Source organism: Rhizobium sp. P44RR-XXIV (assembly GCF_001999485.2).
Classification (GTDB): Bacteria; Pseudomonadota; Alphaproteobacteria; order Rhizobiales; family Rhizobiaceae; genus Rhizobium.
Window position 1 is genome coordinate 1,193,303 of record NZ_MPVZ02000028.1, and the last position, 23,099, is coordinate 1,216,401.

21 protein-coding genes, 4 tRNA genes and 1 pseudogene are annotated in these 23,099 nt (G+C 58.1%); 5 read left to right on the plus strand and 21 right to left on the minus strand.

The window, feature by feature from the left end; all coding sequences use genetic code 11:
* Window positions 1-105: 105 nt before the first annotated feature.
* The 11 genes and pseudogenes from rpoB to BSK43_RS23075 all read right to left on the minus strand — a co-directional run bounded on the left by rpoB (window position 106) and on the right by BSK43_RS23075 (window position 11,170).
* Window positions 106-4,247: pseudogene (rpoB, locus tag BSK43_RS23025) on the minus strand (DNA-directed RNA polymerase subunit beta).
* Window positions 4,248-4,510: 263 nt separating this feature from the next.
* Window positions 4,511-4,888 (minus strand): 50S ribosomal protein L7/L12, encoded by a 378-nt coding sequence (gene rplL, locus BSK43_RS23030; protein ID WP_068386061.1) that lies wholly within the window; start codon window positions 4,886-4,888, stop codon window positions 4,511-4,513.
* Between the two features lie 57 nt (window positions 4,889-4,945).
* The gene (gene rplJ, locus BSK43_RS23035; RefSeq protein ID WP_077472949.1) at window positions 4,946-5,464 is read right to left on the minus strand and encodes a 50S ribosomal protein L10; all 519 of its coding nucleotides are present in this window, start codon (window positions 5,462-5,464) and stop codon (window positions 4,946-4,948) included.
* 330 nt (window positions 5,465-5,794) lie between these two features.
* Complete coding sequence (gene rplA / locus BSK43_RS23040; RefSeq protein ID WP_068386052.1) at window positions 5,795-6,493, minus strand: 50S ribosomal protein L1; 699 nt, start codon at window positions 6,491-6,493, stop codon at window positions 5,795-5,797.
* Between the two features lie 4 nt (window positions 6,494-6,497).
* The gene (rplK, locus tag BSK43_RS23045) at window positions 6,498-6,929 is read right to left on the minus strand and encodes a 50S ribosomal protein L11 (RefSeq protein WP_068386051.1); all 432 of its coding nucleotides are present in this window, start codon (window positions 6,927-6,929) and stop codon (window positions 6,498-6,500) included.
* Window positions 6,930-7,142: 213 nt separating this feature from the next.
* A complete protein-coding gene (nusG, locus tag BSK43_RS23050) occupies window positions 7,143-7,673 on the minus strand; it encodes a transcription termination/antitermination protein NusG (protein ID WP_068386050.1) in 531 nt (176 codons plus the stop codon).
* An 18-nt stretch (window positions 7,674-7,691) separates the two neighbouring features.
* On the minus strand, window positions 7,692-7,892 hold the full coding sequence (gene secE / locus BSK43_RS23055) for a preprotein translocase subunit SecE (protein WP_068386049.1): 201 nt from the start codon (window positions 7,890-7,892) through the stop codon (window positions 7,692-7,694).
* A 197-nt stretch (window positions 7,893-8,089) separates the two neighbouring features.
* Window positions 8,090-8,165, minus strand: a tRNA-Trp gene (locus BSK43_RS23060).
* 209 nt (window positions 8,166-8,374) lie between these two features.
* Window positions 8,375-9,253 (minus strand): 3-deoxy-manno-octulosonate cytidylyltransferase, encoded by an 879-nt coding sequence (locus tag BSK43_RS23065; protein ID WP_205910647.1) that lies wholly within the window; start codon window positions 9,251-9,253, stop codon window positions 8,375-8,377.
* A gap of 5 nt (window positions 9,254-9,258) precedes the next feature.
* On the minus strand, window positions 9,259-9,945 hold the full coding sequence (locus tag BSK43_RS23070; protein ID WP_077472950.1) for a glycosyltransferase: 687 nt from the start codon (window positions 9,943-9,945) through the stop codon (window positions 9,259-9,261).
* 331 nt (window positions 9,946-10,276) lie between these two features.
* The gene (locus BSK43_RS23075; RefSeq protein ID WP_077472948.1) at window positions 10,277-11,170 is read right to left on the minus strand and encodes an NAD(P)-dependent oxidoreductase; all 894 of its coding nucleotides are present in this window, start codon (window positions 11,168-11,170) and stop codon (window positions 10,277-10,279) included.
* Window positions 11,171-11,315: 145 nt separating this feature from the next.
* On the opposite strand from BSK43_RS23075, the gene BSK43_RS23080 reads away from it, so the two are divergent.
* Complete coding sequence (locus BSK43_RS23080; protein ID WP_077472947.1) at window positions 11,316-11,828, plus strand: GrpB family protein; 513 nt, start codon at window positions 11,316-11,318, stop codon at window positions 11,826-11,828.
* 61 nt (window positions 11,829-11,889) lie between these two features.
* Here the strand turns inward: BSK43_RS23080 and tuf are convergent, their stop codons facing one another.
* From tuf to BSK43_RS23105, 5 genes are all read right to left on the minus strand, one after another.
* Complete coding sequence (tuf, locus tag BSK43_RS23085) at window positions 11,890-13,065, minus strand: elongation factor Tu (protein WP_077473019.1); 1,176 nt, start codon at window positions 13,063-13,065, stop codon at window positions 11,890-11,892.
* 417 nt (window positions 13,066-13,482) lie between these two features.
* Window positions 13,483-13,911, minus strand: a complete 429-nt coding sequence (locus BSK43_RS23090; protein ID WP_077472744.1) for a DUF3597 domain-containing protein — start codon at window positions 13,909-13,911, stop codon at window positions 13,483-13,485.
* 162 nt (window positions 13,912-14,073) lie between these two features.
* A complete protein-coding gene (locus BSK43_RS23095) occupies window positions 14,074-14,400 on the minus strand; it encodes a hypothetical protein (RefSeq protein WP_136687199.1) in 327 nt (108 codons plus the stop codon).
* A 359-nt stretch (window positions 14,401-14,759) separates the two neighbouring features.
* Window positions 14,760-14,833: transfer RNA gene (locus BSK43_RS23100), tRNA-Gly, on the minus strand.
* A 26-nt stretch (window positions 14,834-14,859) separates the two neighbouring features.
* A tRNA-Tyr gene (locus BSK43_RS23105) sits at window positions 14,860-14,944 on the minus strand.
* Between the two features lie 197 nt (window positions 14,945-15,141).
* Here BSK43_RS23105 and rlmB point away from each other — a divergent pair.
* Window positions 15,142-16,050 carry a 23S rRNA (guanosine(2251)-2'-O)-methyltransferase RlmB gene (gene rlmB, locus BSK43_RS23110; protein ID WP_077472747.1) on the plus strand — a complete coding sequence of 303 codons (909 nt, stop codon included), beginning with the start codon at window positions 15,142-15,144 and terminating at the stop codon, window positions 16,048-16,050.
* A gap of 39 nt (window positions 16,051-16,089) precedes the next feature.
* Window positions 16,090-16,791, plus strand: coding sequence for an AprI/Inh family metalloprotease inhibitor (locus BSK43_RS23115; protein ID WP_077472748.1), 702 nt, complete (start codon window positions 16,090-16,092; stop codon window positions 16,789-16,791).
* 360 nt (window positions 16,792-17,151) lie between these two features.
* Here BSK43_RS23115 and BSK43_RS23125 read toward each other — a convergent pair whose 3' ends face one another.
* On the minus strand, window positions 17,152-17,445 hold the full coding sequence (locus BSK43_RS23125; RefSeq protein WP_077472785.1) for a hypothetical protein: 294 nt from the start codon (window positions 17,443-17,445) through the stop codon (window positions 17,152-17,154).
* Between the two features lie 36 nt (window positions 17,446-17,481).
* Between BSK43_RS23125 and BSK43_RS36025 the strand changes: the two genes are divergently transcribed.
* Window positions 17,482-17,604 carry a hypothetical protein gene (locus tag BSK43_RS36025; RefSeq protein ID WP_281406649.1) on the plus strand — a complete coding sequence of 41 codons (123 nt, stop codon included), beginning with the start codon at window positions 17,482-17,484 and terminating at the stop codon, window positions 17,602-17,604.
* Here the strand turns inward: BSK43_RS36025 and BSK43_RS23130 are convergent.
* Together BSK43_RS23130 and BSK43_RS23135 are read right to left on the minus strand one after the other, a co-directional pair.
* A complete protein-coding gene (locus BSK43_RS23130; protein ID WP_068386025.1) occupies window positions 17,598-17,867 on the minus strand; it encodes a hypothetical protein in 270 nt (89 codons plus the stop codon). The two genes, BSK43_RS36025 and BSK43_RS23130, sit on opposite strands and share 7 nt — an antisense overlap.
* 217 nt (window positions 17,868-18,084) lie before the next feature.
* Window positions 18,085-18,159, minus strand: a tRNA-Thr gene (locus tag BSK43_RS23135).
* Window positions 18,160-18,326: 167 nt separating this feature from the next.
* Between BSK43_RS23135 and BSK43_RS23140 the strand changes: the two genes are divergently transcribed.
* Window positions 18,327-19,100, plus strand: coding sequence for an NAD kinase (locus BSK43_RS23140; RefSeq protein ID WP_068386024.1), 774 nt, complete (start codon window positions 18,327-18,329; stop codon window positions 19,098-19,100).
* 69 nt (window positions 19,101-19,169) lie between these two features.
* Here the strand turns inward: BSK43_RS23140 and prfB are convergent.
* Together prfB and BSK43_RS23150 are read right to left on the minus strand one after the other, a co-directional pair.
* Window positions 19,170-20,301 (minus strand): peptide chain release factor 2 gene (prfB, locus tag BSK43_RS23145; protein ID WP_136687201.1). Its coding sequence is split into 2 segments (ribosomal slippage): window positions 19,170-20,231 and window positions 20,233-20,301, totalling 1,131 coding nucleotides; the frame shifts between segments, so codons are not numbered across the junction.
* Window positions 20,302-20,427: 126 nt separating this feature from the next.
* A complete protein-coding gene (locus tag BSK43_RS23150; RefSeq protein WP_077472750.1) occupies window positions 20,428-22,887 on the minus strand; it encodes a penicillin-binding protein 1A in 2,460 nt (819 codons plus the stop codon).
* Between the last annotated feature and the right edge of the window lie 212 nt (window positions 22,888-23,099).

Sequence of the window (23,099 nt, forward strand, 5' to 3'; positions counted from 1 at the left end):
CAATAACCGCAAAATGCGGCGAAACCGTCCCCGCCTGGCGCCACCGGAAATCGGGCGCCGGCTGGAACGGTGCGCGCTGACGGACAGCGCGCACCCTATCAGCTGTTACTCGGCTGCGTCCGGAAGCTGGGTCGCGGTCTGCAGATCGTCGATCTTGGAGTTTTCCAATTCGACGCTGAGACCCAGCGAACGCATTTCCTTAACGAGAACGTTGAAGCTTTCCGGAATGCCCGCTTCGAAGGTGTCGTCGCCACGAACGATGGCTTCGTAGACCTTGGTGCGGCCGGCCACGTCGTCCGACTTGACCGTGAGCATTTCCTGCAGCGTGTAGGCTGCACCGTAAGCTTCGAGCGCCCAGACTTCCATTTCGCCGAAGCGCTGACCGCCGAACTGCGCCTTACCGCCCAGCGGCTGCTGGGTGACGAGCGAGTATGGACCGATCGAACGGGCGTGGATCTTGTCGTCGACAAGGTGGTTCAGCTTCAGCATGTAGATGTAGCCAACCGTGACCTGACGGTCGAACTGCTCGCCGGTACGACCGTCGTACAGCGTCGACTGACCGGTCTCCTTGAGACCTGCCATTGCCAGCATCTCGTTGACATCGGCTTCGCCGGCGCCGTCGAGACCGGGGTCGCGATGGACACGCCACGCTTCCACTGGTCGGCCAGACGCAGGACCGATGCATCGTCATATGCGTGCACGTCGTCGCTCTTCGGACCGTCGCCGACGACCATGTCGATCGTCTTGCGCAGAGGTTCGATGTTGCCGCTCGCCTTGTAAGCATCGATCAGTTCACCGATCTGACGACCCATGCCGGCGCAAGCCCAGCCGAGGTGCGTTTCGAGAATCTGACCAACGTTCATACGCGAGGGAACGCCGAGCGGGTTCAGCACGATGTCGACATGCGTACCGTCTTCGAGGAACGGCATGTCTTCAACCGGCACGATGCGCGATACGACACCCTTGTTGCCGTGACGGCCAGCCATCTTGTCGCCTGGCTGGATCTTGCGCTTAACAGCGACGAAGACCTTGACCATCTTCATGACGCCCGGAGGCATTTCATCGCCGCGCTGGACCTTCTCGACCTTGTCCATGAAGCGCTGTTCAAGGCGCGACTTGGATTCGTCGTACTGGCCACGCAGGGCTTCGAGCTCGCTCTGGATCTTCTCGTCTTCGACGGCGAACATCCACCACTGCGAACGCGGATACTCCGAAACGATGGCGTTCGACAGTTCCGTGCCCTTCTTGAAGCCCTTCGGACCTGCAAGAGCGACCTGACCACGCAGCATTTCGACCAGACGGCCGTAGACGTTACGGTCCAGGATCGCCTGCTCGTCGTCGCGGTCCTTCGCGAGACGCTCGATCTCTTCGCGCTCGATCGCCATGGCGCGTTCGTCCTTCTCAACGCCGTGGCGGTTGAAAACGCGAACTTCGACGACCGTACCGTAGGTGCCGGGCGGCATGCGCATGGAGGTGTCGCGAACGTCGGACGCCTTTTCACCGAAGATGGCGCGCAGAAGCTTTTCTTCCGGCGTCATCGGGCTTTCGCCCTTCGGCGTGATCTTGCCGACGAGGATATCGCCCGGCTGAACTTCAGCACCGATGTAAACGATACCGGCTTCGTCCAGGTTCTTCAGCGCTTCTTCCGAAACGTTCGGAATGTCGCGGGTGATTTCTTCCGGACCAAGCTTGGTGTCACGCGCCATCACTTCGAATTCTTCGATGTGGATGGAGGTGAACACGTCGTCGGCAACGATACGCTCGGAGAGCAGGATCGAGTCTTCGTAGTTGTAGCCGTTCCACGGCATGAACGCGACAAGCACGTTGCGGCCGAGGGCCAGATCGCCGAGGTCGGTGGACGGACCGTCGGCCAGAATGTCACCCCGGTTGACCACGTCACCGACGGTAACAAGCGGACGCTGGTTGACGCAGGTGTTCTGGTTCGAACGCTGGAACTTCATCAGGCGGTAGATATCGACGCCGGACTTCGACGGATCGAGGTCTTCGGTGGCGCGGATAACGATACGCGTCGCGTCGACCTGGTCGACCACGCCGCCGCGGCGGGCGCCGATGGCAGCGCCGGAGTCACGTGCGACGACCGGCTCCATGCCGGTACCGACGAACGGAGCTTCGGCACGCAGAAGCGGCACGGCCTGACGCTGCATGTTCGAGCCCATGAGAGCGCGGTTGGCGTCGTCGTTTTCCAGGAACGGGATCAGCGCGGCTGCGACCGAAACCAGCTGCTTCGGCGAGACGTCCATCAGGTTGATGTTGTCGCGCGGAGCGAGCATGACTTCGCCGGCATGACGGCAGACGACGAATTCTTCGATGAACGAACCTTCGGCGTCGAGCTCGGCATTAGCCTGTGCAACATAGTACTTCGCCTCTTCCATAGCGGAGAGGTAGAGCACATCGTTGGTCACCTTACCGTCGATGATGCGGCGATAAGGGCTTTCGATGAAGCCGTACTTGTTGACGCGGGCAAACGTCGCCAGCGAGTTGATGAGACCGATGTTCGGGCCTTCCGGCGTTTCGATCGGGCAAATACGACCGTAGTGCGTCGGATGAACGTCGCGGACTTCGAAGCCGGCGCGCTCGCGGGTCAGACCACCCGGGCCGAGAGCCGAAAGACGGCGCTTGTGGGTGATTTCCGAAAGCGGGTTCACCTGGTCCATGAACTGCGACAGCTGCGAGGAGCCGAAGAATTCGCGAACGGCGGCGGCAGCCGGCTTGGCGTTGATCAGATCCTGCGGCATAACCGTGTCGATTTCGATCGAGGACATGCGTTCCTTGATCGCACGTTCCATGCGCAACAGACCCAGACGATACTGGTTCTCCATCAGCTCGCCGACAGAACGAACACGGCGGTTGCCGAGGTTGTCGATGTCGTCGATCTCGCCCTTGCCGTCGCGCAGTTCGACAAGCATCTTGACCACAGCCAGGATGTCGTCCTTGCGCAGGATCCGAACGGTGTCTTCGACATCAAGGTCGAGACGCATGTTCATCTTAACGCGGCCGACGGCGGAGAGGTCGTAACGCTCCGCATCGAAGAACAGCGAGTTGAACATGGCTTCGCCCGACTCCATGGTCGGCGGTTCACCCGGACGCATGACGCGGTAGATGTCGAACAGAGCGTCCTGACGGTTCTCGTTCTTGTCCGCGGACAGCGTGTTACGGATGTAGGCGCCGACGTTGATGTGGTCGATGCCGAGAACCGGGATTTCGTCGAAACCAGCCTTGAGGATGACAGGCAGGGTCTTCTCGTCGATTTCATCGCCGGCTTCGAGATAGATCTCACCGGTCTGGAAGTTGACGATATCTTCGGCCAGGAACAGGCCATAAAGCTCTTCGTCGGTGGCCTTCAAGGCCTTCAGGCCCTTGTCCTGAAGCTGGCGCAGCAGGCGCGGCGTCAGCTTCTTGCCGCCTTCGACAACGACTTCGCCGGTGTCGGCGTCGATCATGTCGGTAACCGTCTTGGCGCCCTTCAGCGTTTCCGCCTTGAAGGGGATGCGCCAGCCATCGCCGGAGCGCTGGTAGAGCGACTTCGTGTAGAAGGTCGACAGGATTTCTTCGCCATCCATGCCGAGCGCCATCAGCAGCGACGTCACCGGAATCTTGCGGCGACGGTCGATACGGGCGTAGACGATATCCTTGGCGTCGAATTCGATGTCGAGCCAGGAACCGCGATACGGAATGACGCGAGCGGCAAAGAGCAGCTTGCCGGAAGAATGGCTCTTGCCCTTGTCATGATCGAAGAAGACGCCCGGCGAACGGTGCATCTGCGATACGATAACACGCTCGGTGCCGTTGACGATGAACGTACCGTTGTTCGTCATGAGCGGCATGTCGCCCATGTAAACGCTCTGTTCCTTGATGTCCTTGATGGACTTCGCGCCGGTATCCTCGTCGATATCGAACACGATCAGACGGAGAGTGACCTTCAGCGGCGCGGCGTAGGTCAGGTCGCGCTGGCGGCACTCATCGACGTCGAACTTCGGCGGTTCGAATTCATAGGATACGAACTCCAGCATGGAAGCGCCGGAGAAGTCGGTGATCGGGAAAACCGACTTGAAAACAGCCTGAAGACCTTCGTCCGGGCGGCCGCCCTTGGGTTCTTCGACCATGAGAAACTGATCGTAGGATGCCTTCTGAACCTCGATGAGGTTCGGCATCTCTGCGACTTCGGGAATCTTACCAAAAAACTTGCGTACGCGCCTGCGCCCATTGAACGAAAGGGTCTGAGCCATCGTCGCTCCTTTAAAATCCTGCACCCGGGCCTGCAACGGATGGGAAACGCTGGCCAGGCGACCCCATCAATCAATGAGTAGTTCAATCTCGTCTAACTAATCGAAAACCGCTCGGCACGGATTGCGTCGCGGTTCGATTTGAGACCATCCTCTTGAAGAACCCATTACCCAAAAGCCGTTTTGCCTGCGGCTTTTGGGTAATTTGTTCAGAAAAACGGCAAATGGGAGACGGCAAAAAGCCATCTCCCAAAGCAGTTTCAAGCTTACTTAACGTCGACCTTAGCGCCGGCGTCTTCGAGCTTCTTCTTGATGTCAGCGGCTTCTGCCTTGGAGACAGCTTCCTTGACAGCCTTCGGAGCAGCTTCGACGAGGTCCTTAGCTTCCTTGAGGCCCAGGCCGGTGATAGCGCGGACTTCCTTGATGACGTTGATCTTGTTAGCGCCGGCATCCGTGAGGACGACGTCGAACTCGGTCTTTTCTTCTTCAACGGCAGCGGCAACAGCAGCACCGCCAGCGGCAGCAACAGCTACCGGAGCAGCGGCGGATACGCCCCACTTTTCTTCGAGAAGCTTGGACAGTTCTGCGGCTTCGAGAACGGTCAGCGAGGAGAGGTCGTCTACGATCTTTGCGAGATCAGCCATTTTTTAGTTCCTTTTGTTCGGTTCGAACTGGTTGATTATGAACAGCGAAAAACCGCCTTACGCGGCTTCGTCCTTCTTGGCGTAGGCCGAGAACACGCGAGCAAGCTGACTTGCCGGCGCTGCAACAACACCTGCGATGCGGGTAGCCGGAGTCTGGATCATGCCCAGCAGCTTCGCGCGCAGCTCGTCCAGCGAAGGCAGGGTCGCGAGCGACTTCACACCTTCGGCGTTGAGCGTTGTTGTTCCCATGGCGCCGCCCAAGACAACGATCTTGTCGTTGCCCTTGGCGAAATCCACGACGACCTTCGGAGCGGTAATCGGATCAGTGCTGTATGCGATCAGCGTCTGACCGGTGAAGAGATTGGAAATCCCTTCCGCTTCGGTGCCCTGAAGAGCAATTTTGGCCAGGCGGTTCTTCGCGACTTTGATAGTGCCGCCAGCAGCGCGCATCTTCGAACGAAAATCGTTCATCTGAGCGACTGTAGCACCAGCATAGTGGGCCACGACAACTGAGCCCGAAGCCTTGAAGACTTCGTTCAGTTCCGTGACGAATTCGCGTTTTTCCGCTCTTTCCACTGCTTTTCTCCAGTTGACAGGACCGGGTTAACGGACCTGCCGGGTTGCCTTTTGCCTCCTGGGATCAAGAGAGATCCCAAGCGACGCTTGAGGATCCTGTCCCCTCGCGCTCAAGCCTGACGGCTCAAAGGCACAAGGCATCCAAGGCTCGAACCGAGTTCATCGAAGCGATGCTTCTTCAAAATTCGGGTCTTACCCGTCTCATGCAGGCTTAAGTGATTAAGGGATAACCACCTGCAATCTCGGACAGGAATTCCGGATTTCTCCGGAAATCCCGGCCTCGAAAGGCCGGGAATTCTTAAACACCGGACACGAGGTCCGATATGATTATCAGGCGCTAGGCGCCGTAACCGTCGACAGCTCGATCTTGACGCCCGGACCCATGGTCGAGGAGATCGCTACGCGCTTCAGGTAGTTACCCTTGGCGCCAGCCGGCTTTGCCTTGATGACGGCGTCCGCGAAAGCGCGGATGTTTTCTTCGAGAGCCTTGGCTTCGAAGGAGGCCTTGCCGATGCCGGCGTGGATGATACCAGCCTTCTCGACACGGAACTCGACAGCGCCGCCCTTGGAAGCTTCAACGGCAGACTTGACGTCCATCGTAACGGTGCCAACCTTCGGGTTCGGCATCATGCCACGCGGGCCGAGAACCTTACCGAGGCGACCGACGAGCGGCATCATGTCCGGGGTTGCGATGCAGCGATCGAAATCGATCTTGCCGCCCTGAACGATTTCAACCAGGTCTTCCGCGCCGACAATGTCAGCACCGGCAGCCTTGGCTTCGTCGGCCTTGGCGCCACGAGCAAAAACGGCCACGCGAACCGTACGGCCCGTGCCGTTCGGCAGGTTGACAACGCCGCGAACCATCTGGTCGGCGTGACGCGGGTCAACACCGAGGTTCATCGCGATTTCGACGGTTTCGTCGAACTTTGCAACGGCACGTTCCTTGACCATGTTGATGGCCAGATCCAGAGCATAGAGCTTTGTCGGATCAACGCCTTCACGAGTCTTCTGAATACGCTTTGCTACCATGATCTCAACCCACCACTTCCAGGCCCATGGCGCGGGCAGAGCCCTCGATCATGGCCATTGCGCCTTCGATATCGGCGGCGTTCAGATCCTTCATCTTGGCTTCGGCGATCGACTTGATCTGAGCCTTGGTGAGGCTTCCAGCCTTGCCACCCTTGCCCGGCGTCTTCGAGCCGGACTGGATCTTTGCTTCCTTCTTCAGGAAGTAGCTGACCGGCGGCTGCTTCATGATGAAGGTGAAGGACTTGTCCTGGTAGTAGGTGATGACGACCGGGATCGGCATACCCTTTTCCATTTCCTGCGTAGACGCGTTGAACGCCTTGCAGAATTCCATGATGTTAATGCCACGCTGACCAAGCGCAGGACCGATCGGCGGCGACGGATTCGCCGAGCCGGCCTTGACCTGCAGCTTGAGCTGGCCCGCTACTTTCTTAGCCATTTCTCTCTGCCTTTCCAAATGACCGGTTGCCCGGCCCATTATGCCGGATCGCTCCGGCGGCTGCGGTTGCGTGGTGCGGATCACCAGGTCCGGCTAAGACCCTACCCTTCCACGCGGATTGCGGCTGCGCCGCGAGACATAAGTAAGCGTTTACTTATATCCAAGCCCAAAAGAAAGGCCAGCGATGACACCGACCTTTCGCAATGACGATAATCAGACCTTCTCGACCTGACTGTATTCAAGCTCGACCGGCGTAGCGCGGCCGAAGATCGATACTTCGACCTTAAGGCGCGAACGCTCTTCGTCCACATCCTGAACCGTGCCGTTGAACGAAGCGAACGGACCATCGGAAACGCGGACCTGCTCGCCGATCTCGAAGGACACGGAGGCCTTCGGCCGCTCGACACCTTCCTGGACCTGACCGAGAATGCGCTCGGCTTCATAATCCGGAATCGGAACTGGTTTATTGTCTGAACCCAGGAAGCCAGTAACCTTCGGCGTATTCTTGATCAGGTGGTAAGCTTCATCCGTCAGGTTGGCGCGAACCATCACGTAACCCGGGAAAAACTTGCGCTCGCTATCGACCTTACGACCGCGACGCACTTCGACAACCTTTTCAGTCGGCACGAGGATCTTCTCGAACAAATGATCGAGACCCTTCTGCCTAGCCTTCTCCTCGATGGATTCAGCCACCTTCTTTTCAAAATTAGAATAAGCGTGGACGATGTACCAACGTGCCGCCATGTTCATCTCCACCCGTTATCAGTTGCCGGTATTCAGCACATAGCTGAGAACCCAGCCGATGAGCTGGTCGGCAGCAAAGAAAAACAGCGAGGCGAAAACAACCATGACCAATACCATCACCGTCGAGATCATCGTCTCGCGGCGCGAGGGCCAAGTAACTTTCGACGTCTCGGAGCGTACCTGCTGCAGAAACGCTAGTGGATTCGTTTTGGATGCCATTGACTGCCCACGCAATTACGGCGCGTAAAGCTGAACAAATCAGCCCCACGCACCGCGTGTCTGTTGAACCCCTACATAAACACCGATTCCCGTTTTAACAAGAGGTAATCCAGTGTTTTCGAAAATTTGCCGCCAAACCGGCATAATCCCAAACCCGAGAAGCAGCGATATCAGCGCGCCAGTCAGACCAAGGAAAATGGCAGGGGCAGCAGGGCTCGAACCTACGACCTGCGGTTTTGGAGACCGCCGCTCTACCAACTGAGCTATACCCCTTCTTTCTTCGAGAATTACATCGAGCGGTGGACCGCCCGTGCAGTTCGAAGACATGGCGCTCCCTTTAAGGCGGGACGAAACGATTGGCAAGAGCGTTTTTCGCTTTTTCCCAATCAAGACAGTCGCTCCTCACTTCACTCCGCCGCAACACGTCTGATATGTGCTGCCGCAAGGCCAAGAAGAAAGGCGGCAAAGCAGCCTGTTTTGGCCTATTGCTCTCCGGATGGAGCCTTCGGCTTGCGTTTGAGAAATTTCGGCCTGAGCTGGCGCAGGAAATTATCCGTGGAGCGAATCACATTCGTCAAGGAAATCAGCCTGTCTACCTCCGCATCGGTGTTGCCGAGTCGCTCGGACAATACCTCTGCAGCCGCAAGCGAAATCTCGGCTGGCGGTATGTCGGTAAATCGTTCGGCGAGCCTGATATAGGGATTGAGCGATACGCCGCCGTGAATGGTGATCTTTCCCAGCCGTGCAAAGAGCCGCAGGAAGGTCTGCTCGAAGCTCCAATCATGCACGGAGACCACCCGCCACTTCTGACTGCGCCTTGCCGAAAAACCAGCAAGGACGATAGCACCGGGCAGCTTCAGATCGCTCAACCAGAGCGCCAGGGCAAAGCCGCTCGTCGGCGTCTTGCCCTCGGTATAGAAATCGGAACAGAGGCCGACCAGATCGAGATGGCCGGTGGGTGCGCCCTGGAAGTCCGCCGCCGGATTGAGTTTCTCTTCCGCGCCGAGGCGGATATTCAAGATGCCGAGGAAGTATTCCTTTGGAAAGAATTTGACGACCTCGCCCACCTCCCCACGGTAGACGATATTGGCACCGCGCGGCTGGCCACGCGAGATCAGCAGTGAATGTCCGTGGAACGGCCGATCCAGAACCTTGTAGACCTTATTGAAGAAGACAAAGAGCGCCGTGGGCGGAAACTGCGCCTGCAGGCTCGCTATATCGACCGCATCGCTGTTGGCGACCAGCACGATATGCGAGAATGCCGCCAGTACCGCGCGCCACTCCGCGGCGCTGCCCAGTCCGGCCGCAGAACCTGCCGCCGGAATGCCTTTGCCGATAGGATCTGTTTCCTCCTGATCCAATGCGCTTACTTCTGCTGAACGTGCAGTATCCGGTCGCGCATGGCGAACCATTCTTCGGCATAATCGTCATTGCGATATTCGTCGAAATACGGACCGCCGTCGGTGAAGTGCACCAGCTTGGCATCCTCGCGGCGGTCATATTCATTGACGAGGTAATTCCAGGTGACCGGGATCTCCCCGATCTGATCGTCGCTCTCCAGCCACTTGAACTGGTGGAGCTGGAGGCCGGTCGCTGTATTGACGAAATCCTTCGTCAGCGCCTTGCACTTGGCATTGTTGAAGAGGATCATGCTCGACCAGTTCTTCTTTTCGTACTTGGTCTGCGTCTGGCCCAGGAATTTGGTTTCGACTTTCGGCTGGTAGTCATGCTTGACGCACATGGCCGCATAACGGTCGTCACGCAGCGCCCAGAGCTCGGCGATATCGGTTCGGGCGAGCATGTCGCAATCCATGAAGATGCTCCAGCCCTCATAGTTGCTCAAATAAGGCACGAGGAAGCGCGAGAAGGAAAACTCGGTCGATTGCAGCGCATTGCGCTCACGCGTGAAAATGCCGCCGAGATTGCCGAGCACGATCGGCGAGAACGCCACCGGGATCGAAGAATGCTCGATGATGCTCTGGGCGAGGACGTGATAGGCTACGACCTCCTTTGAATCAAAGCCGACAAATATACGTGCAACACTATCCTTCATAATACCTCCGAAGCGGCCGGCTGCTCTAAAATCACCCGGCAAATTATCCTGCGTCGCGGCGCTGGCCGCGTCCATTTCAACCCCGCCCGGGCACTCTTGTCCAAGCGGTGCTTGCTCGAAACAGGGACCTGAATACGGCCTACCGAGAGCTGCAATCTCCAGGGGGCACCCTGCGAACACAACTCTACTTAGATAAATGACGATATTTGTCGAGTGTTTGCGGAAGCATTTTTGGTTATGCAGCGTAACAAATGGAGAGAACCCTGCCCGGCTCGATATCGATGGCGGGCAGAGGAAAACACCAGCCGGGTGTGCTAAAGGCCGCTGAAGCTCAAACCTTCACATATTTACGCCAGTCGTGTTCCTCCTTGAAGCCCAGAACCTCGCGGATCTTGCGGTTGGAAAGCAGGCCCTCATACTCGCCGATCTCGCGGGTGAAGGGCACGTTCGGATAATGCTTCGCTGCGAGTTCGCGAGACGGCGTGTTGGCCGAGACCGTGTCGTTAGCGGCGTTGAAAACCTGGTAGCCAAGGCCGCTCTTCTCGATGCAGAGATGAACGATCTGGCCGAGGTCGCGGGCGTCGATATAGCTCCAGGCGATTCGCTTGCGCATCTCGCTATTGGCGAAATATTCCGGGAAACGCTCATATTCATGGGGCTCGATGACGTTGCCGATGCGTAGCGCGTAGATATCGATGCCGAAACGCTCGGCGAAGGCGCGGGCCGTCTTCTCGTTCAGGACCTTCGACAAGCCATAGGAATCCATCGGATTGACATCATAATCTTCGTCCAGCGGGAATTGATGGAAATCACGATGCCCCTCTGCAAAACAGACGCCATAGGTCGTTTCGCTTGACGCGACGATGATCTTCTTGACGCCGAGCTTGGCGGCCGCTTCGATGACATTGTAAGTCCCCATCGTATTGATGCGGAAGGTCTCGTTATCCGGCTTTATCAGGATGCGCGGCACGGCGGCGAAATGCACGACGGCATCGAAGGGCTGCACGCCCTTGCCCTCTTCGAGATCGGGAAAATCCCGATGCATGCTCAGGACATTATAGACTTGTCCCGCATCGGTGATATCGGCCTGCAGATTGGTAACGCCGGGACTATTGAGCGGCACGAGATCGATATTGTGAACTTCATAGCCGGCTTCGACGAGCCAGGGAACAGTGTGACGCCCGGCCTTGCCGCTGCCGCCGGTGAACAATATGCGCTTCTTCATGAAAATCTCCTCCTGGGAAAACCGGGCGATAGATAGACCCTTTCCGGCGTTTCGCAAGGCATATGGCGTGGTCGGATTGTCTCAGGGAGAGATTGGGAGAAAGATCCACGACGGCTGAGGGAATCGCGCGGAAGGCGGGTACGGAATGGACGCAATCAAACTTGTCGACTACGACCCTGCTTGGCCCGCCCTCTTCCGCAGCCGGCGCGAGGCGATCACGGCCCTGCTCGGCCATCCGACGGATATCCAGCATATTGGCAGCACATCCATCCCAGGACTTTGCGCCAAGCCGAAGCTCGATATCGATGCAGTACTTCTATCCAATGAAGCAAGGATCGAGGCAACCGAACGGCTGAAGCATGATGGATACGTCTTTCACGGTGACCCACATGGCGCCGACAGGTGGACATTCACCAAGGACGAGAAGCTCTACGGGACGCGCCTCTATCTCTGCCTGCCGGACAATCCTGCCCATCAGGAACGGGTCCTCTTTCGCGACTATCTTCGCGTTCATCCCGAAGCTGCCGAGACCTATGCGACGTTGAAGAGGAAGCTTGCAATCGAAGCGGATGGCGATTGGGATCACTATACCGGCGGCAAGAGCGATTTCGTTGCAGACATCGTCAGCAAGGCTCTGGCGGAGGCTCGCCAACCATAAAGCAAATGAAAAGGCCCCGCTGTTTCCAGCGGGGCCTCTTTATAAAGGAATAATCCTGGGATTACTCGACGATGGAGGCAACGATGCCTGCGCCGACGGTACGGCCGCCTTCGCGGATAGCGAAGCGAAGCTTTTCTTCCATCGCGATCGGAACGATCAGCTCAACGGCAACGGTGACGTTGTCGCCGGGCATAACCATTTCCGTGCCTTCCGGAAGCGTCACGATGCCGGTCACGTCCGTCGTACGGAAGTAGAACTGCGGACGGTAGTTCGTGAAGAACGGCGTATGACGGCCGCCTTCTTCCTTCGTCAGGATGTAGGCTTCAGCCATGAACTTCTTGTGCGGCTTGACAGAGCCCGGCTTGCACAGGATCTGACCACGCTCGACGCCGTCACGGTTAACACCGCGAACCAGTGCGCCGATGTTGTCGCCTGCCTGGCCCTGATCGAGCAGCTTACGGAACATTTCAACGCCGGTAACCGTCGTCTTCGACGTCGCACGAATGCCGACGATTTCGACTTCTTCACCAACCTTGACGATACCGCGCTCAACGCGACCCGTCACAACCGTACCACGGCCGGAGATCGAGAACACGTCTTCGATCGGCATCAGGAACGGCTGGTCGATCGGACGCTCAGGCGTCGGGATGTAGGCGTCAACCTGAGCCATCAGCTCGCGGATCGCGTCTTCACCGATCTTCTTGTCAGAGTCTTCAAGAGCAGCAAGTGCCGAACCCTTGACAACCGGGATATCGTCGCCCGGGAAGTCGTAGGACGACAGAAGTTCGCGAACTTCGAGCTCGACGAGTTCGAGAAGCTCGGCGTCGTCAACCTGGTCGACCTTGTTCAGGAACACAACGATTGCCGGAACGCCAACCTGACGAGCAAGCAGGATGTGCTCGCGGGTCTGCGGCATCGGGCCGTCGGCTGCCGAGCAAACCAGGATCGCGCCGTCCATCTGGGCCGCGCCGGTGATCATGTTCTTGACATAGTCAGCGTGGCCGGGGCAGTCGACGTGAGCGTAGTGACGAGCAGGCGTCTCATACTCAACGTGGGCCGTCGAGATCGTGATACCACGAGCCTTCTCTTCCGGAGCAGCGTCGATCTGGTCGTACGCCTTGAACTCGCCGAAGTACTTCGTGATCGCTGCTGTCAGCGACGTCTTGCCGTGGTCAACGTGCCCAATCGTACCAATGTTAACGTGAGGCTTATTGCGCTCAAACTTACTCTTTGCCATTTGAATGCTTCCTATGAACGTAATGAGTGACCCCGGCGAACCGGTTTAGTGCCGCCGTTTAAGGCTTTCGTCGCGTTTGCGCAAGACTTAATTGCAGGGCCTATTTCAAGCGAAGCCCAGCCGATGGCGCATGATCCGCAGCCTTAGACTTTCATTCGCCGCGTAAGGTTCGCCGGCCGATCCGGAAAGACAAAAAAGCATTTGCCGGTTCAGACGCTTAGATAGGGAAGCGCCATATGGAATTCCAGTGGCGGATGCGGGATGAGAGCATCCTTGCAAATGGAATAGCCGTCAAAACAAAGCGCCCTCTCCCGCTGGGAAAGGGCGCAAAATAATTAAACGGCTATGCATCGTCATCCATTCGCGACGCTTTACCGGTTGAGGCCGGCAGATGCCGTTCACCGATGCTTGACGCTATCAGTCCAGAAGATCGGCCGGCACCTTGCCGCCATTGTCGGCAAGCTTCTGCAGAAGTGCCTTGTGAAGGAAAATATTCATCTTGGCGGAATCGCCGGCATCGCCGGTGTAGCCCAGTTCCTGCGCCAGTTCCTTGCGCTCGGAAAGGCTGGCATCCATGCCAAGCGCCTTCATCAGATCGACGATCGAATGCTTCCAGTCCAGCTTCTGGCCGCTCTTCTTTACCGCCGCATCGAGGATCGAGGCGATATCCACAGGAGCTGACGGCGCGCTGGTCGCAGGCGATGTCGCCGCCGTGGTAGACGAAGGAGCCGGCGTCGGCGCAGGCGCCGGATTGGCAGTTGCAGCGGTGGTGGTCGGTGCAGGAGCAGCCTCGGCAGCCTTTGCCTGTCCCCAGATTGCACCCTTGATCTTGTCGAAGATACCCATTTGCGCTCTCCCGTTTCGGTTGCCTGAGCAATATCTATCGCTCGCGCTGATATAAGCAACCCTTCATGTCAAATATGCAAAGATGGGGCAGGCAAGTCACGACGCTGGATCGTTGGCTTCGAGGCCGCTGAATTGGGCAAAGTCATTCAAGCGCCATGGGATCTACGCGAGAGATCGTCTTTTTATATACAAGCAACGCATAACGCGGGTGATGCCTGCGAAGAATAGCAGACTGATTGCCATTCCCAGACCCTTGGCGAGAGGCTCGAGCCAACCAATCATGACCCCAAGAGCTCTAAACTCTGCCCATTGAAGCGCATATGCGATCATGCCGAACAGCACTGCCAAGGCTATCGCATACACGGCCCTTTTTTCTCTCCATGCCAAAATGATGACGACGGCGAGCATCATGTAAAAAACGGGAGAGAGGAGAGATAGAAGGACACCGCCTGCTAAAATAACGAGAACAGATATGGTCAGAGACATCATTATCGCCTGCTAGTTTGATCTATCTGGTTCGGACACAAGCGCATGAACAGCCAACAGGGCGGATTTGAAAATGACGCAGCTCTTGCCGGAGTTTTCCCAAAATTCGTCGACTGACTAGTCTGACAATGCCCCCTGCACGAAGACTAGCAAGTAGGAGTTGAAAAACCCTTGAAGAGACTCGCCATATTCGAATGGATGCGGAACATCCGAGTCGTGATGTGATGGAAATCGCTAAACCCACTCTGATCGTTTGAACAGGAAGCAATCAGATAAAGGAATTCGAGCTAAAGGACGCTCAAAAAGCCAAGCCACCGCATGACCAGACCCACGCACGAGTTAAAGCAGCATTTTGAAAACTTTGGAGCGGGTAGCGGGAATCGAACCCGCGTATTCAGCTTGGAAGGCTGCTGCTCTACCATTGAGCTATACCCGCGCGGGTGGTCAAGATCCGGTCCGGAATGGTGGAGGGAGTTGGATTTGAACCAACGTAGGCTGAGCCAACGGATTTACAGTCCGTCCCCTTTAACCACTCGGGCATCCCTCCAGTATTCCGACTGGATCTTGCGACCAAGTTGCTCGATGTTGGCGTCACCGCCGTCATCTGCGCCGCGTATATGACCGGACGATTTCCGTCTGTCAACACAGGGAATTACCAAAAATGACGAAAAGATTTCAGCCTGTGGGAAAAGCTTGCCGCCAAAAGAGGCTATGCGCCCGGGAAGGCGCTGGTTATAAAGCCGCATGAGCAAAGATAAAATTTCCGGCCGCTCCGGCCCAGACAACACCGCCGACGACAAGTCGGCCAAGGACATGCATTATGCCACCCTGCGGCGCGCCCATCGCGACGCCAAGCGCGAGCGCGGCGAAATCCCGACGCCGGCGCCGCAGAAGCGCAAGCGGGCGGGCGCGGATGATTGGAAGCCGCCGGCGCTCGCGCCGGACCAGGTCCTTCTCTATGGATTGCATACCGTTCGCGCCGCTCTTGCCAATCCCGAGCGCCGGAACATCAAGCTGTCCACGACACAGAATGCGCTGGTGCGGCTGGAGATCGGCCCGGTCGATAGCATCGGCATTCCTGTGGAGATCGTATCACCGCAGGATATCGACAAGGTGCTGGGACCTGAGGCGATCCACCAGGGCGTGATGCTGGAAACGCGGCCCCTGCCCGTTCGCCGCCTCGAAGCGCTGAAGGACAGCCCGCTGCTGCTCGTTCTCGATCAGGTGACGGATCCGCACAATGTCGGCGCGATCATGCGCTCGGCCGTGGCCTTCGATGCAGGCGCCGTGATCACCACGCAGCGCCACAGCCCGACCGAATCAGGCGTGCTGGCAAAATCGGCCTCGGGCGCGCTCGAACTCATACCTTATATACAGATCACCAATCTCGCCGATGCGCTCGGCGAACTGCACCAGCTGGGTTTCACGACCATCGGCCTTGATTCGGAAGGGCCGGCACCGCTCGAAGGCACCTTCAGCGGCGGCAAGGTCGCCCTCGTTCTCGGCTCCGAGGGCAAGGGATTGCGCCAGAAGACGCGGGAAACCGTGAACGCACTGGCGCGCCTCGACATGCCGGGCGCCATCAAATCGCTCAATGTCTCGAATGCAGCGGCGATCGCGCTTTATGCGGCGCGATCCTATCTGAAAATCTAGCGGCACCGAAGCTGCCGCGACCAGCTGGGGGAATTTGCCTTGATCCGTGTTCTTGGTCTAGCGGCGGCTTCCGTCGCCCTTGCTCTCGCTATGGGTCAACCGGCACGCGCTGCCGATGACGAGCTTGTCAAAGCGCAGGCGGGCGCATGGCTATTGGCACCTGAAAGCGGTGCCAAGGGATGCCGGCTAACCTTCGATACCAACCCGGTCACCGGCGGCGGCTATGGCATCACCGGGGCGGACGCCTGTGCAACACCCCTGCCCGCACTCGCCAAGGCGAGCGCATGGAATTTCGCCGATGACGGGTCGCTCACCATCGTCGATGCCTCGGCGAAAACGCTTATCCGGTTCCAGCAGGAAGAAGGCTCTCCCTGGGAGAGCGACGCCGGCGAGCCTACCTGGCTGCTGCCGGCGCTTGGCGACGTCGACCATGTGCCGACCGTTGCAAGCCTCGCCGGAGCCTGGCATATCCAACGGCCGGATGGAAAACCCGTCTGCGATGTCACATTGACCATCGACAAGGATCCGGACGGAACCGCGAAAATGTCACCGGCCGGAGACTGCCCCAGCGAAGTCGGCGACCTCAAGCTTTCGCTCTGGGCGACGGAGGGCTTCGGCCTGGTGATGCTGGGCAATGACGGCTCCTCCCTCTCCTTCGACATGAAGCCGGACGGCAACTTTCAGAAGTCCGACGAAGAGGAAGGCGAGCCGCTCTTGCTGGTGCGCAAACAGGGCGGCTGAGCATCGGAGCGGCGCATCCGGTTAATGCCTCGGAAACGCGACATCTTTGTTGGAGCCGGTTCAACGGCCACTGATGATTGTCGCGCGGCGCAAAGTGTCACTGTGCGCGTGGTACTGTCGAATATCCGAAAGTTCATTTTTCACGATCCACCCAGCGTGGAGGGATATATCGATCCACCGGACGCCATTGTTTGCCTTTCAATTCTGGAACGGCAAAGCGGAATAATCTCGAAGGCTGCGCCGCGGAAATAGGCATCTATTTCGCCCATTCCTATTTTCTGTTGAAAGACAAGGTAGAGCGACCCGTCCGTCATGAGAGCCGTTCGGAACGCACCTGCCACGGCCAATAGCCAGCAATGGTCAGCGTATCGCGATCAACTGAGGGTGCCAAATCGATTGCTGCTTGAACCCGCTCCGCGTGACCGGGCATCCTTCCTGCAGCTTCGACCAGGAGGTGACATTGAGGTTCATCTCGCATTGCGCGAGATAGCTCTTGCCGCCCACGGTCATGCAAGCGACCTCGCCGACCGCATGCTGCTTTCCATCCGTATTCTTGCAGTAGCAGTTCTCGCCGGCCAAAGCCGACACGCTCACAATCACCGCGATCACAACAAGCGGCAATCCCAAGACGACATGCCTCGATATCCTGTGCATGATCATATCCTCGCCCGCCATTGGCCGGAGAAGTGTATGCCCATTTTGCGCCTTGTAAATGAAGCGACACTTTCGGCTGCGGTCGGCCGACATGCCGACGGCAAACCGAGCCGCGCCGTGACGATGAAATCGACGGAAAAGCCGAAAGAGGCTCAGTGAACTGCGGGATCCGCTTCGTCAAAGAACGACCTGATGCCATCGCGCGCAATCGTCGCCAGGAATTCGTCGAAGGCTTCGCGGTCGGTAGCGAAGGGCTCTTCCCACTCGATCAGATCTTCCTCCGGCGTGATGACTTCCATCCGCCAGTCGTCATTAGTGCCGGCGGCGCGAAAGATATCGACCAGAACGGTGACATCGTCATCGGTAAATTCACCTGAGAGCTCGGAATGTTCGAGTTTGGGCTTCTTCGGCTTGATGGTCATGTCTTTCCAAGGAGCGATATTATGTTGAAGATCGTCGCAAACGGCCTGAAGGCGTCTGCACAGACATATTAGGCTGATGACGCCGGTTTTCCATACCGACATTAACATCGCCAGCATATTCCTGAAAAAATCGGACACTCATTGCGGTTCGCGTGAACGCGGACACCAATGATCTGCAAATTGGAATGGAGGAACCGCAACAATCGCGGAATGATGATGGTGCCCCCGGCAGGTTCGAACCCGCGACCCCCTGATTACAAATCAGGTGCTCTACCAACTGAGCTACAAGGGCACATCGGCATGCCAACTAACAGATTTTGAAATCCTGTAAAGGGAAAATCGGTTGTTTTCCTCAGGTTCCGGTTCACCGTGGCGATCGCAGATTTACCAGTCTTTGCAAAACGTCTTGTCGCATAGGGGGAATATGACTACCTAGTACGATGATTAAAGGGACATTGCATGTCGCGTCATTTTCAGTCTGTTTGTTTTCTCGCCTCACCTGCTCCGGAAGCCCAGGAGGCTCAGGCAGAACTGATTCGTCTCTATGGCCAGACGCCGCAGCAGGAGGCCGATATCGTCGTGGCGCTTGGCGGCGACGGCTTCATGCTCCAGACGCTGCACAAGACGATGAATTCCGGCAAGCGCGTCTATGGCATGAATCGCGGCTCCATCGGCTTCCTGATGAACGACTACCGCACCGATTGCCTGGCGGAACGCATTGATGCAGCTGTCGAAAATGCTTTTCATCCGCTGCAGATGAGCACGCGCAATGATGACGGCACCACCTCGGTCGCGCTCGCCATCAACGAAGTCTCGCTGTTTCGCCAGTCCTACCAGGCAGCAAAGCTCAAGGTCGAGATCGATGGACACGTACGCCTGCCGGAACTGATCTGCGATGGGTTGATGGTCACGACGCCCGCTGGCTCCACTGCCTACAATCTCTCCGCCCACGGTCCCATTCTGCCGCTGGAAGCGCCATTGCTGGCCATGACGCCCGTGAGTGCGTTTCGCCCTCGCCGCTGGCGCGGCGCCCTATTGCCGAACAAGGTTTCGATCGAGATCACCGTGCTGGAACCGGAGAAGCGGCCGGTGAACGCCGTCGCCGACAATGCCGAGGTCAAATCGGTCCTCAGCGTCCGGATCGCCCAGACCGAGGACACGACCGCGCGCATTCTTTCCGATCCGGATCGCTCCTGGTCCGAGAGGATACTGGCGGAACAATTCTCCGATTGAATGCTGCCGAATGCCGGCATGAAAAAAGCCCCGTTACCGGGGCTTTTGCTTGTTCGAATCTATCTGAACTCAATCGACGTCGTCGACAACGGCATCCGCCGCACCGCTGATGCGATGCGCAAGTGCAGCTTCCATGAATTCATTGAGATCGCCATCGAGCACATCGCCGGGCGCCGTGCTGGCAACGCCGGTGCGCAAATCCTTGACGAGCTGATAGGGCTGCAGGACGTAGGAACGGATCTGGTGACCCCAACCGATATCCGTCTTGGAAGCGGCTTCGGCATTGGCTGCCTCTTCGCGCTTCATCAGCTCCGCCTCGTACATGCGGGCGCGCAACATGTCCCAGGCCTTGGCCCGGTTCTTGTGCTGCGAACGTTCCTGCTGGCACTGCACGACGATGCCCGTCGGGATATGCGTGATGCGAACGGCCGAGTCGGTGGTGTTGACGTGCTGCCCGCCGGCGCCGGAAGAACGATAGGTATCGATACGGCAGTCGCTTTCGTTGATATCGATCTGGATCGAATCATCAACGACCGGGTAGACCCAGATCGACGAGAAGGACGTGTGACGGCGCGCGTTGCTGTCATAGGGCGAAATGCGCACGAGACGGTGCACGCCCGATTCGGTCTTCAGCCAGCCATAGGCATTGTGTCCCTTGACGAGCAGCGTCGCGGACTTGATGCCGGCTTCTTCCCCGTCATGGACTTCGAGCAGCTCAACCTTGAAGCGCTGGCGTTCGGCCCAGCGGGTATACATGCGCAACAGCATGTTCGCCCAGTCCTGGCTCTCGGTGCCGCCTGCGCCCGAATGGACTTCGACATAGGTGTCGTTGGAATCGGCCTCGCCCGAGAGCATGGCTTCCACCTGCCGGCGCGCCGCTTCGGTCTTCAGGCCCTTGAGAGCCTCTTCCGCGTCGCGAACGACATCGGCATCGCCCTCTTCTTCGCCCAGTTCGATCAGCTCGACATTATCAGTAAGCTGCTGTTCGAGGGCACGCACGCCACTGATGCCATCATCAAGCTGCTGGCGCTCGCGCATCAGTTTCTGCGCTTCGGCAGCATCGTTCCAGAGGGTCGGATCCTCTGACTTGTTATTCAACCAGTCCAGTCGTCTTACCGCCTGATCCCAGTCAAAGATGCCTCCTCAGCAGGGTGATAGCCTGCTTGGTTTCGTCGACTATTTTCTCGATTTCGGCTCTCATGTTCCTGCTTCTTCATTTCGCCGTTCGTGACGAGCGGCAATCCAATTCAAAGAGTGCTGGTGACATAGATACACATGCCGCAGCTGTAAAGCCCCGCGGCATCGTGATCGGACAAATAGGATGGCATCAAAACAGGCCGCCGGCTCCCGAGGTAACAGCCTGGTTCGCCTGTGGCGACGTCCGCAGAATTTCCTCTGGAGCGACCTGTGCCGCCTCTCCGCCGCCGATGACCGTCAAGGTCGTGGCAGGGCCGGTGCCGGGCTTGAAGGCTTCCATGATGGCGCTCGGATCGCCCGGTTCTGCCGCCATGCCCGTGGCGCGGTTGACTGCCATCATCGTCATTCCCGGCGGCACCTGGAATTTCTCCGGCGCCTCGTCCTTCGTCGCAGCCTGCATAAATTCGTTGAAGATCGGAGCCGCAAGAGCACCGCCCGTGCCGCCTCTACCAAGCGTGGCCGGGGTGTCGTAGCCGATGTAGAGACCGGCGACGAGGCTCGGCGTGAAGCCGACGAACCAGGAATCCTTTTCATCGTTGGTCGTGCCGGTCTTGCCGGCGACATCGGTGTTGAGCTTGATCTTGCCGGCGGCCGTGCCGCGGATGACGACGCCCTGCATCATCGAGGTGACCTGATAGGCCGTCATCGGATCGAGCACTTGCTCGCGATTGTCGGCGATCACGGGTTCATCCTGATTCTGCCAGGCACTGACGTTGCAGCTGTCGCAGACACGCTCCTCATGCTTGAAGATGGTCTTGCCGTAGCGGTCCTGAATGCGGTCGATCAGCGTCGGCTTGATCTGCTTGCCACCATTGGCGATGACCGAATAGGCCGAAACCATGCGCAGCACCGTCGTTTCGCCGGCACCGAGCGACATGGCGAGAACCGGGTTCATGCGGTCGTAGATCCCGAAGCGCTCGGCATATTCGGCGACCAGGGGCATGCCCATGTCGGCGGCGAGGCGAACCGTCATCAGGTTGCGCGAATGTTCGATGGCGAAGCGCAGCGTGTGCACACCTCCGCCCTCGCCTTCGTAGTTCGTCGGTTTCCAGACATCGCCATTGCTGAGCGTGATCTGCAAGGGATCGTCCAGAATGACGGAGGCAGGCGTATAGCCGTTGTCCATCGCGGCTGCGTAGACGAAGGGCTTGAAGGACGAACCCGGCTGGCGCTTTGCCTGGGTCGCGCGGTTGAACTCGGATTGCGCATAAGAGAAACCGCCGACCATGGCGAGCACGCGCCCGGTATGCGGGTCCATAACCACCAGGCCGCCCTGCACTTTCGGCGGCTGGCGCAAGCGATAGCTGCTGGAATCGGCGCTGCCGGTCTTCTGCGCGAAAATGACATCGCCTGGGCTCAGCACGCCGCTGGGTGATTTCACCGCTTTACCGCCGGCCGAGCGGAAGGCCCAGCGCATGTCGGCTGCGGCGATGGTACCGCGCTTGCGGTCGGTCGAAACCTTGCCGCTCGCATCGACGCTCGGCTGCAAGCCAATGTCGACAGCCTGATCGGATACGGACAGCACGACGGCTACCTGCCATTCCGGCACATCGCTCAAGCTCGGGACCTTGGCGAGCTCGACCCCCCAATCCTGCGAGGTCGTGATCTGCTTAATGGGGCCACGATAGCCGCGGCGCTCGTCATAATCGACCAGACCATCCTGCAGAGCCTTGCGCGCTTCCAGCTGCATCTGCGGATCAAGCGAGGTACGAACCGAGAGACCGCCTTCGTAAAGGGTCTTTTCGCCATACTGGTCGATCAGCTGCCGGCGAACTTCCTCGGCGAAATAGTCCGAGGCAAACAACGATGGGCCACTCTTCGGCGGCACGACGCCGAGGGGCTGCTTCTTGGCATCTTCGCCATCGCTCTGGCTCACATAACCATTCTCGACCATACGGTCGATCACCCAATTGCGGCGGGTGAGCGCGGCCTCGGCGCGACGAAACGGGTTGTAATTGGCAGGTCCTTTCGGGAGCGATGCGAGATAGGCCGATTCGGCGATGCTGAGCTCGTTGACCGACTTGCCGAAATAGGTAAGCGAGGCGCCGGCAATGCCATAGGAATTCAGCCCGAAATAGATCTCGTTGAGATAGAGCTCGAGGATCTTGTCCTTGCTGTAGGCCTGCTCGATGCGGAAAGACAGAATCGCTTCCTTGATCTTTCGGTCGAACGTCTGATCGGCAGAAAGCAGGAAGTTCTTGGCAACCTGCTGCGTGATCGTGGATGCGCCGACGAAGCGGCGGCCCGAACCGATGTTCTGCAGGTTGACGACGACGGCGCGCAGCAGGCCGTTAACGTCGACACCCGGATGATTGTAGAAATTCTTGTCTTCAGCCGAAAGGAAAGCTGCCTTGACGCGATCAGGAATGGCCTGGATCGGTACGAAAAGCCGGTTTTCGCGAGAATATTCCTTCATCAACGCGCCGTTGCCGGCGTGAATGCGAGTCGTCACGGGCGGCGCATATTTCGCAAGCACCTCGTAGTCGGGAAGCTCCTTGGAGACGACGCTCAAATAGATCGCCGCCGCAGCTGCCGCGCCCAGAAAAAGGAGGCAGCCTAGCCCAAAGAAATATCCAATCAGTCTGATCATTATGATACTACCGGTGCTTGTTCTTCATGCGGCACGACTGCGAGATCATCGCATAACCACGGGCGTTTTGCACGCTCACGGCGTTAATGCAAGACGGCAGCGAGACAAAGCCGTGCACCATCCGCGCGTGAATGATACTTTGCTGTAACGGCGGGAATGTGAGCAAAATAGGGCTTGCCTCCTCTATTCCCAATTTCATCCAATTCTAAAGT

Excerpts from the sequence above, each read along its gene's own strand:
- BSK43_RS23080 (WP_077472947.1), top strand. The coding sequence starts at position 11,316 with ATGGACGCAATCAAACTTGTCGACTACGACCCTGCTTGGCCCGCCCTC.
- secE (WP_068386049.1), bottom strand. The coding sequence starts at position 7,892 with ATGGCATCCAAAACGAATCCACTAGCGTTTCTGCAGCAGGTACGCTCC.
- BSK43_RS23075 (WP_077472948.1), bottom strand. The coding sequence starts at position 11,170 with ATGAAGAAGCGCATATTGTTCACCGGCGGCAGCGGCAAGGCCGGGCGT.
- BSK43_RS36025 (WP_281406649.1), top strand. The coding sequence starts at position 17,482 with ATGCCCATTTTGCGCCTTGTAAATGAAGCGACACTTTCGGCTGCGGTC.
- BSK43_RS23150 (WP_077472750.1), bottom strand. The coding sequence starts at position 22,887 with ATGATCAGACTGATTGGATATTTCTTTGGGCTAGGCTGCCTCCTTTTT.
- BSK43_RS23090 (WP_077472744.1), bottom strand. The coding sequence starts at position 13,911 with ATGGGTATCTTCGACAAGATCAAGGGTGCAATCTGGGGACAGGCAAAG.
- tuf (WP_077473019.1), bottom strand. The coding sequence starts at position 13,065 with ATGGCAAAGAGTAAGTTTGAGCGCAATAAGCCTCACGTTAACATTGGT.
- rplA (WP_068386052.1), bottom strand. The coding sequence starts at position 6,493 with ATGGTAGCAAAGCGTATTCAGAAGACTCGTGAAGGCGTTGATCCGACA.
- BSK43_RS23095 (WP_136687199.1), bottom strand. The coding sequence starts at position 14,400 with ATGATGTCTCTGACCATATCTGTTCTCGTTATTTTAGCAGGCGGTGTC.
- rplL (WP_068386061.1), bottom strand. The coding sequence starts at position 4,888 with ATGGCTGATCTCGCAAAGATCGTAGACGACCTCTCCTCGCTGACCGTT.
- BSK43_RS23070 (WP_077472950.1), bottom strand. The coding sequence starts at position 9,945 with ATGAAGGATAGTGTTGCACGTATATTTGTCGGCTTTGATTCAAAGGAG.
- rlmB (WP_077472747.1), top strand. The coding sequence starts at position 15,142 with ATGAGCAAAGATAAAATTTCCGGCCGCTCCGGCCCAGACAACACCGCC.
- rplK (WP_068386051.1), bottom strand. The coding sequence starts at position 6,929 with ATGGCTAAGAAAGTAGCGGGCCAGCTCAAGCTGCAGGTCAAGGCCGGC.
- BSK43_RS23140 (WP_068386024.1), top strand. The coding sequence starts at position 18,327 with ATGTCGCGTCATTTTCAGTCTGTTTGTTTTCTCGCCTCACCTGCTCCG.
- BSK43_RS23125 (WP_077472785.1), bottom strand. The coding sequence starts at position 17,445 with ATGCACAGGATATCGAGGCATGTCGTCTTGGGATTGCCGCTTGTTGTG.
- BSK43_RS23130 (WP_068386025.1), bottom strand. The coding sequence starts at position 17,867 with ATGACCATCAAGCCGAAGAAGCCCAAACTCGAACATTCCGAGCTCTCA.
- nusG (WP_068386050.1), bottom strand. The coding sequence starts at position 7,673 with ATGGCGGCACGTTGGTACATCGTCCACGCTTATTCTAATTTTGAAAAG.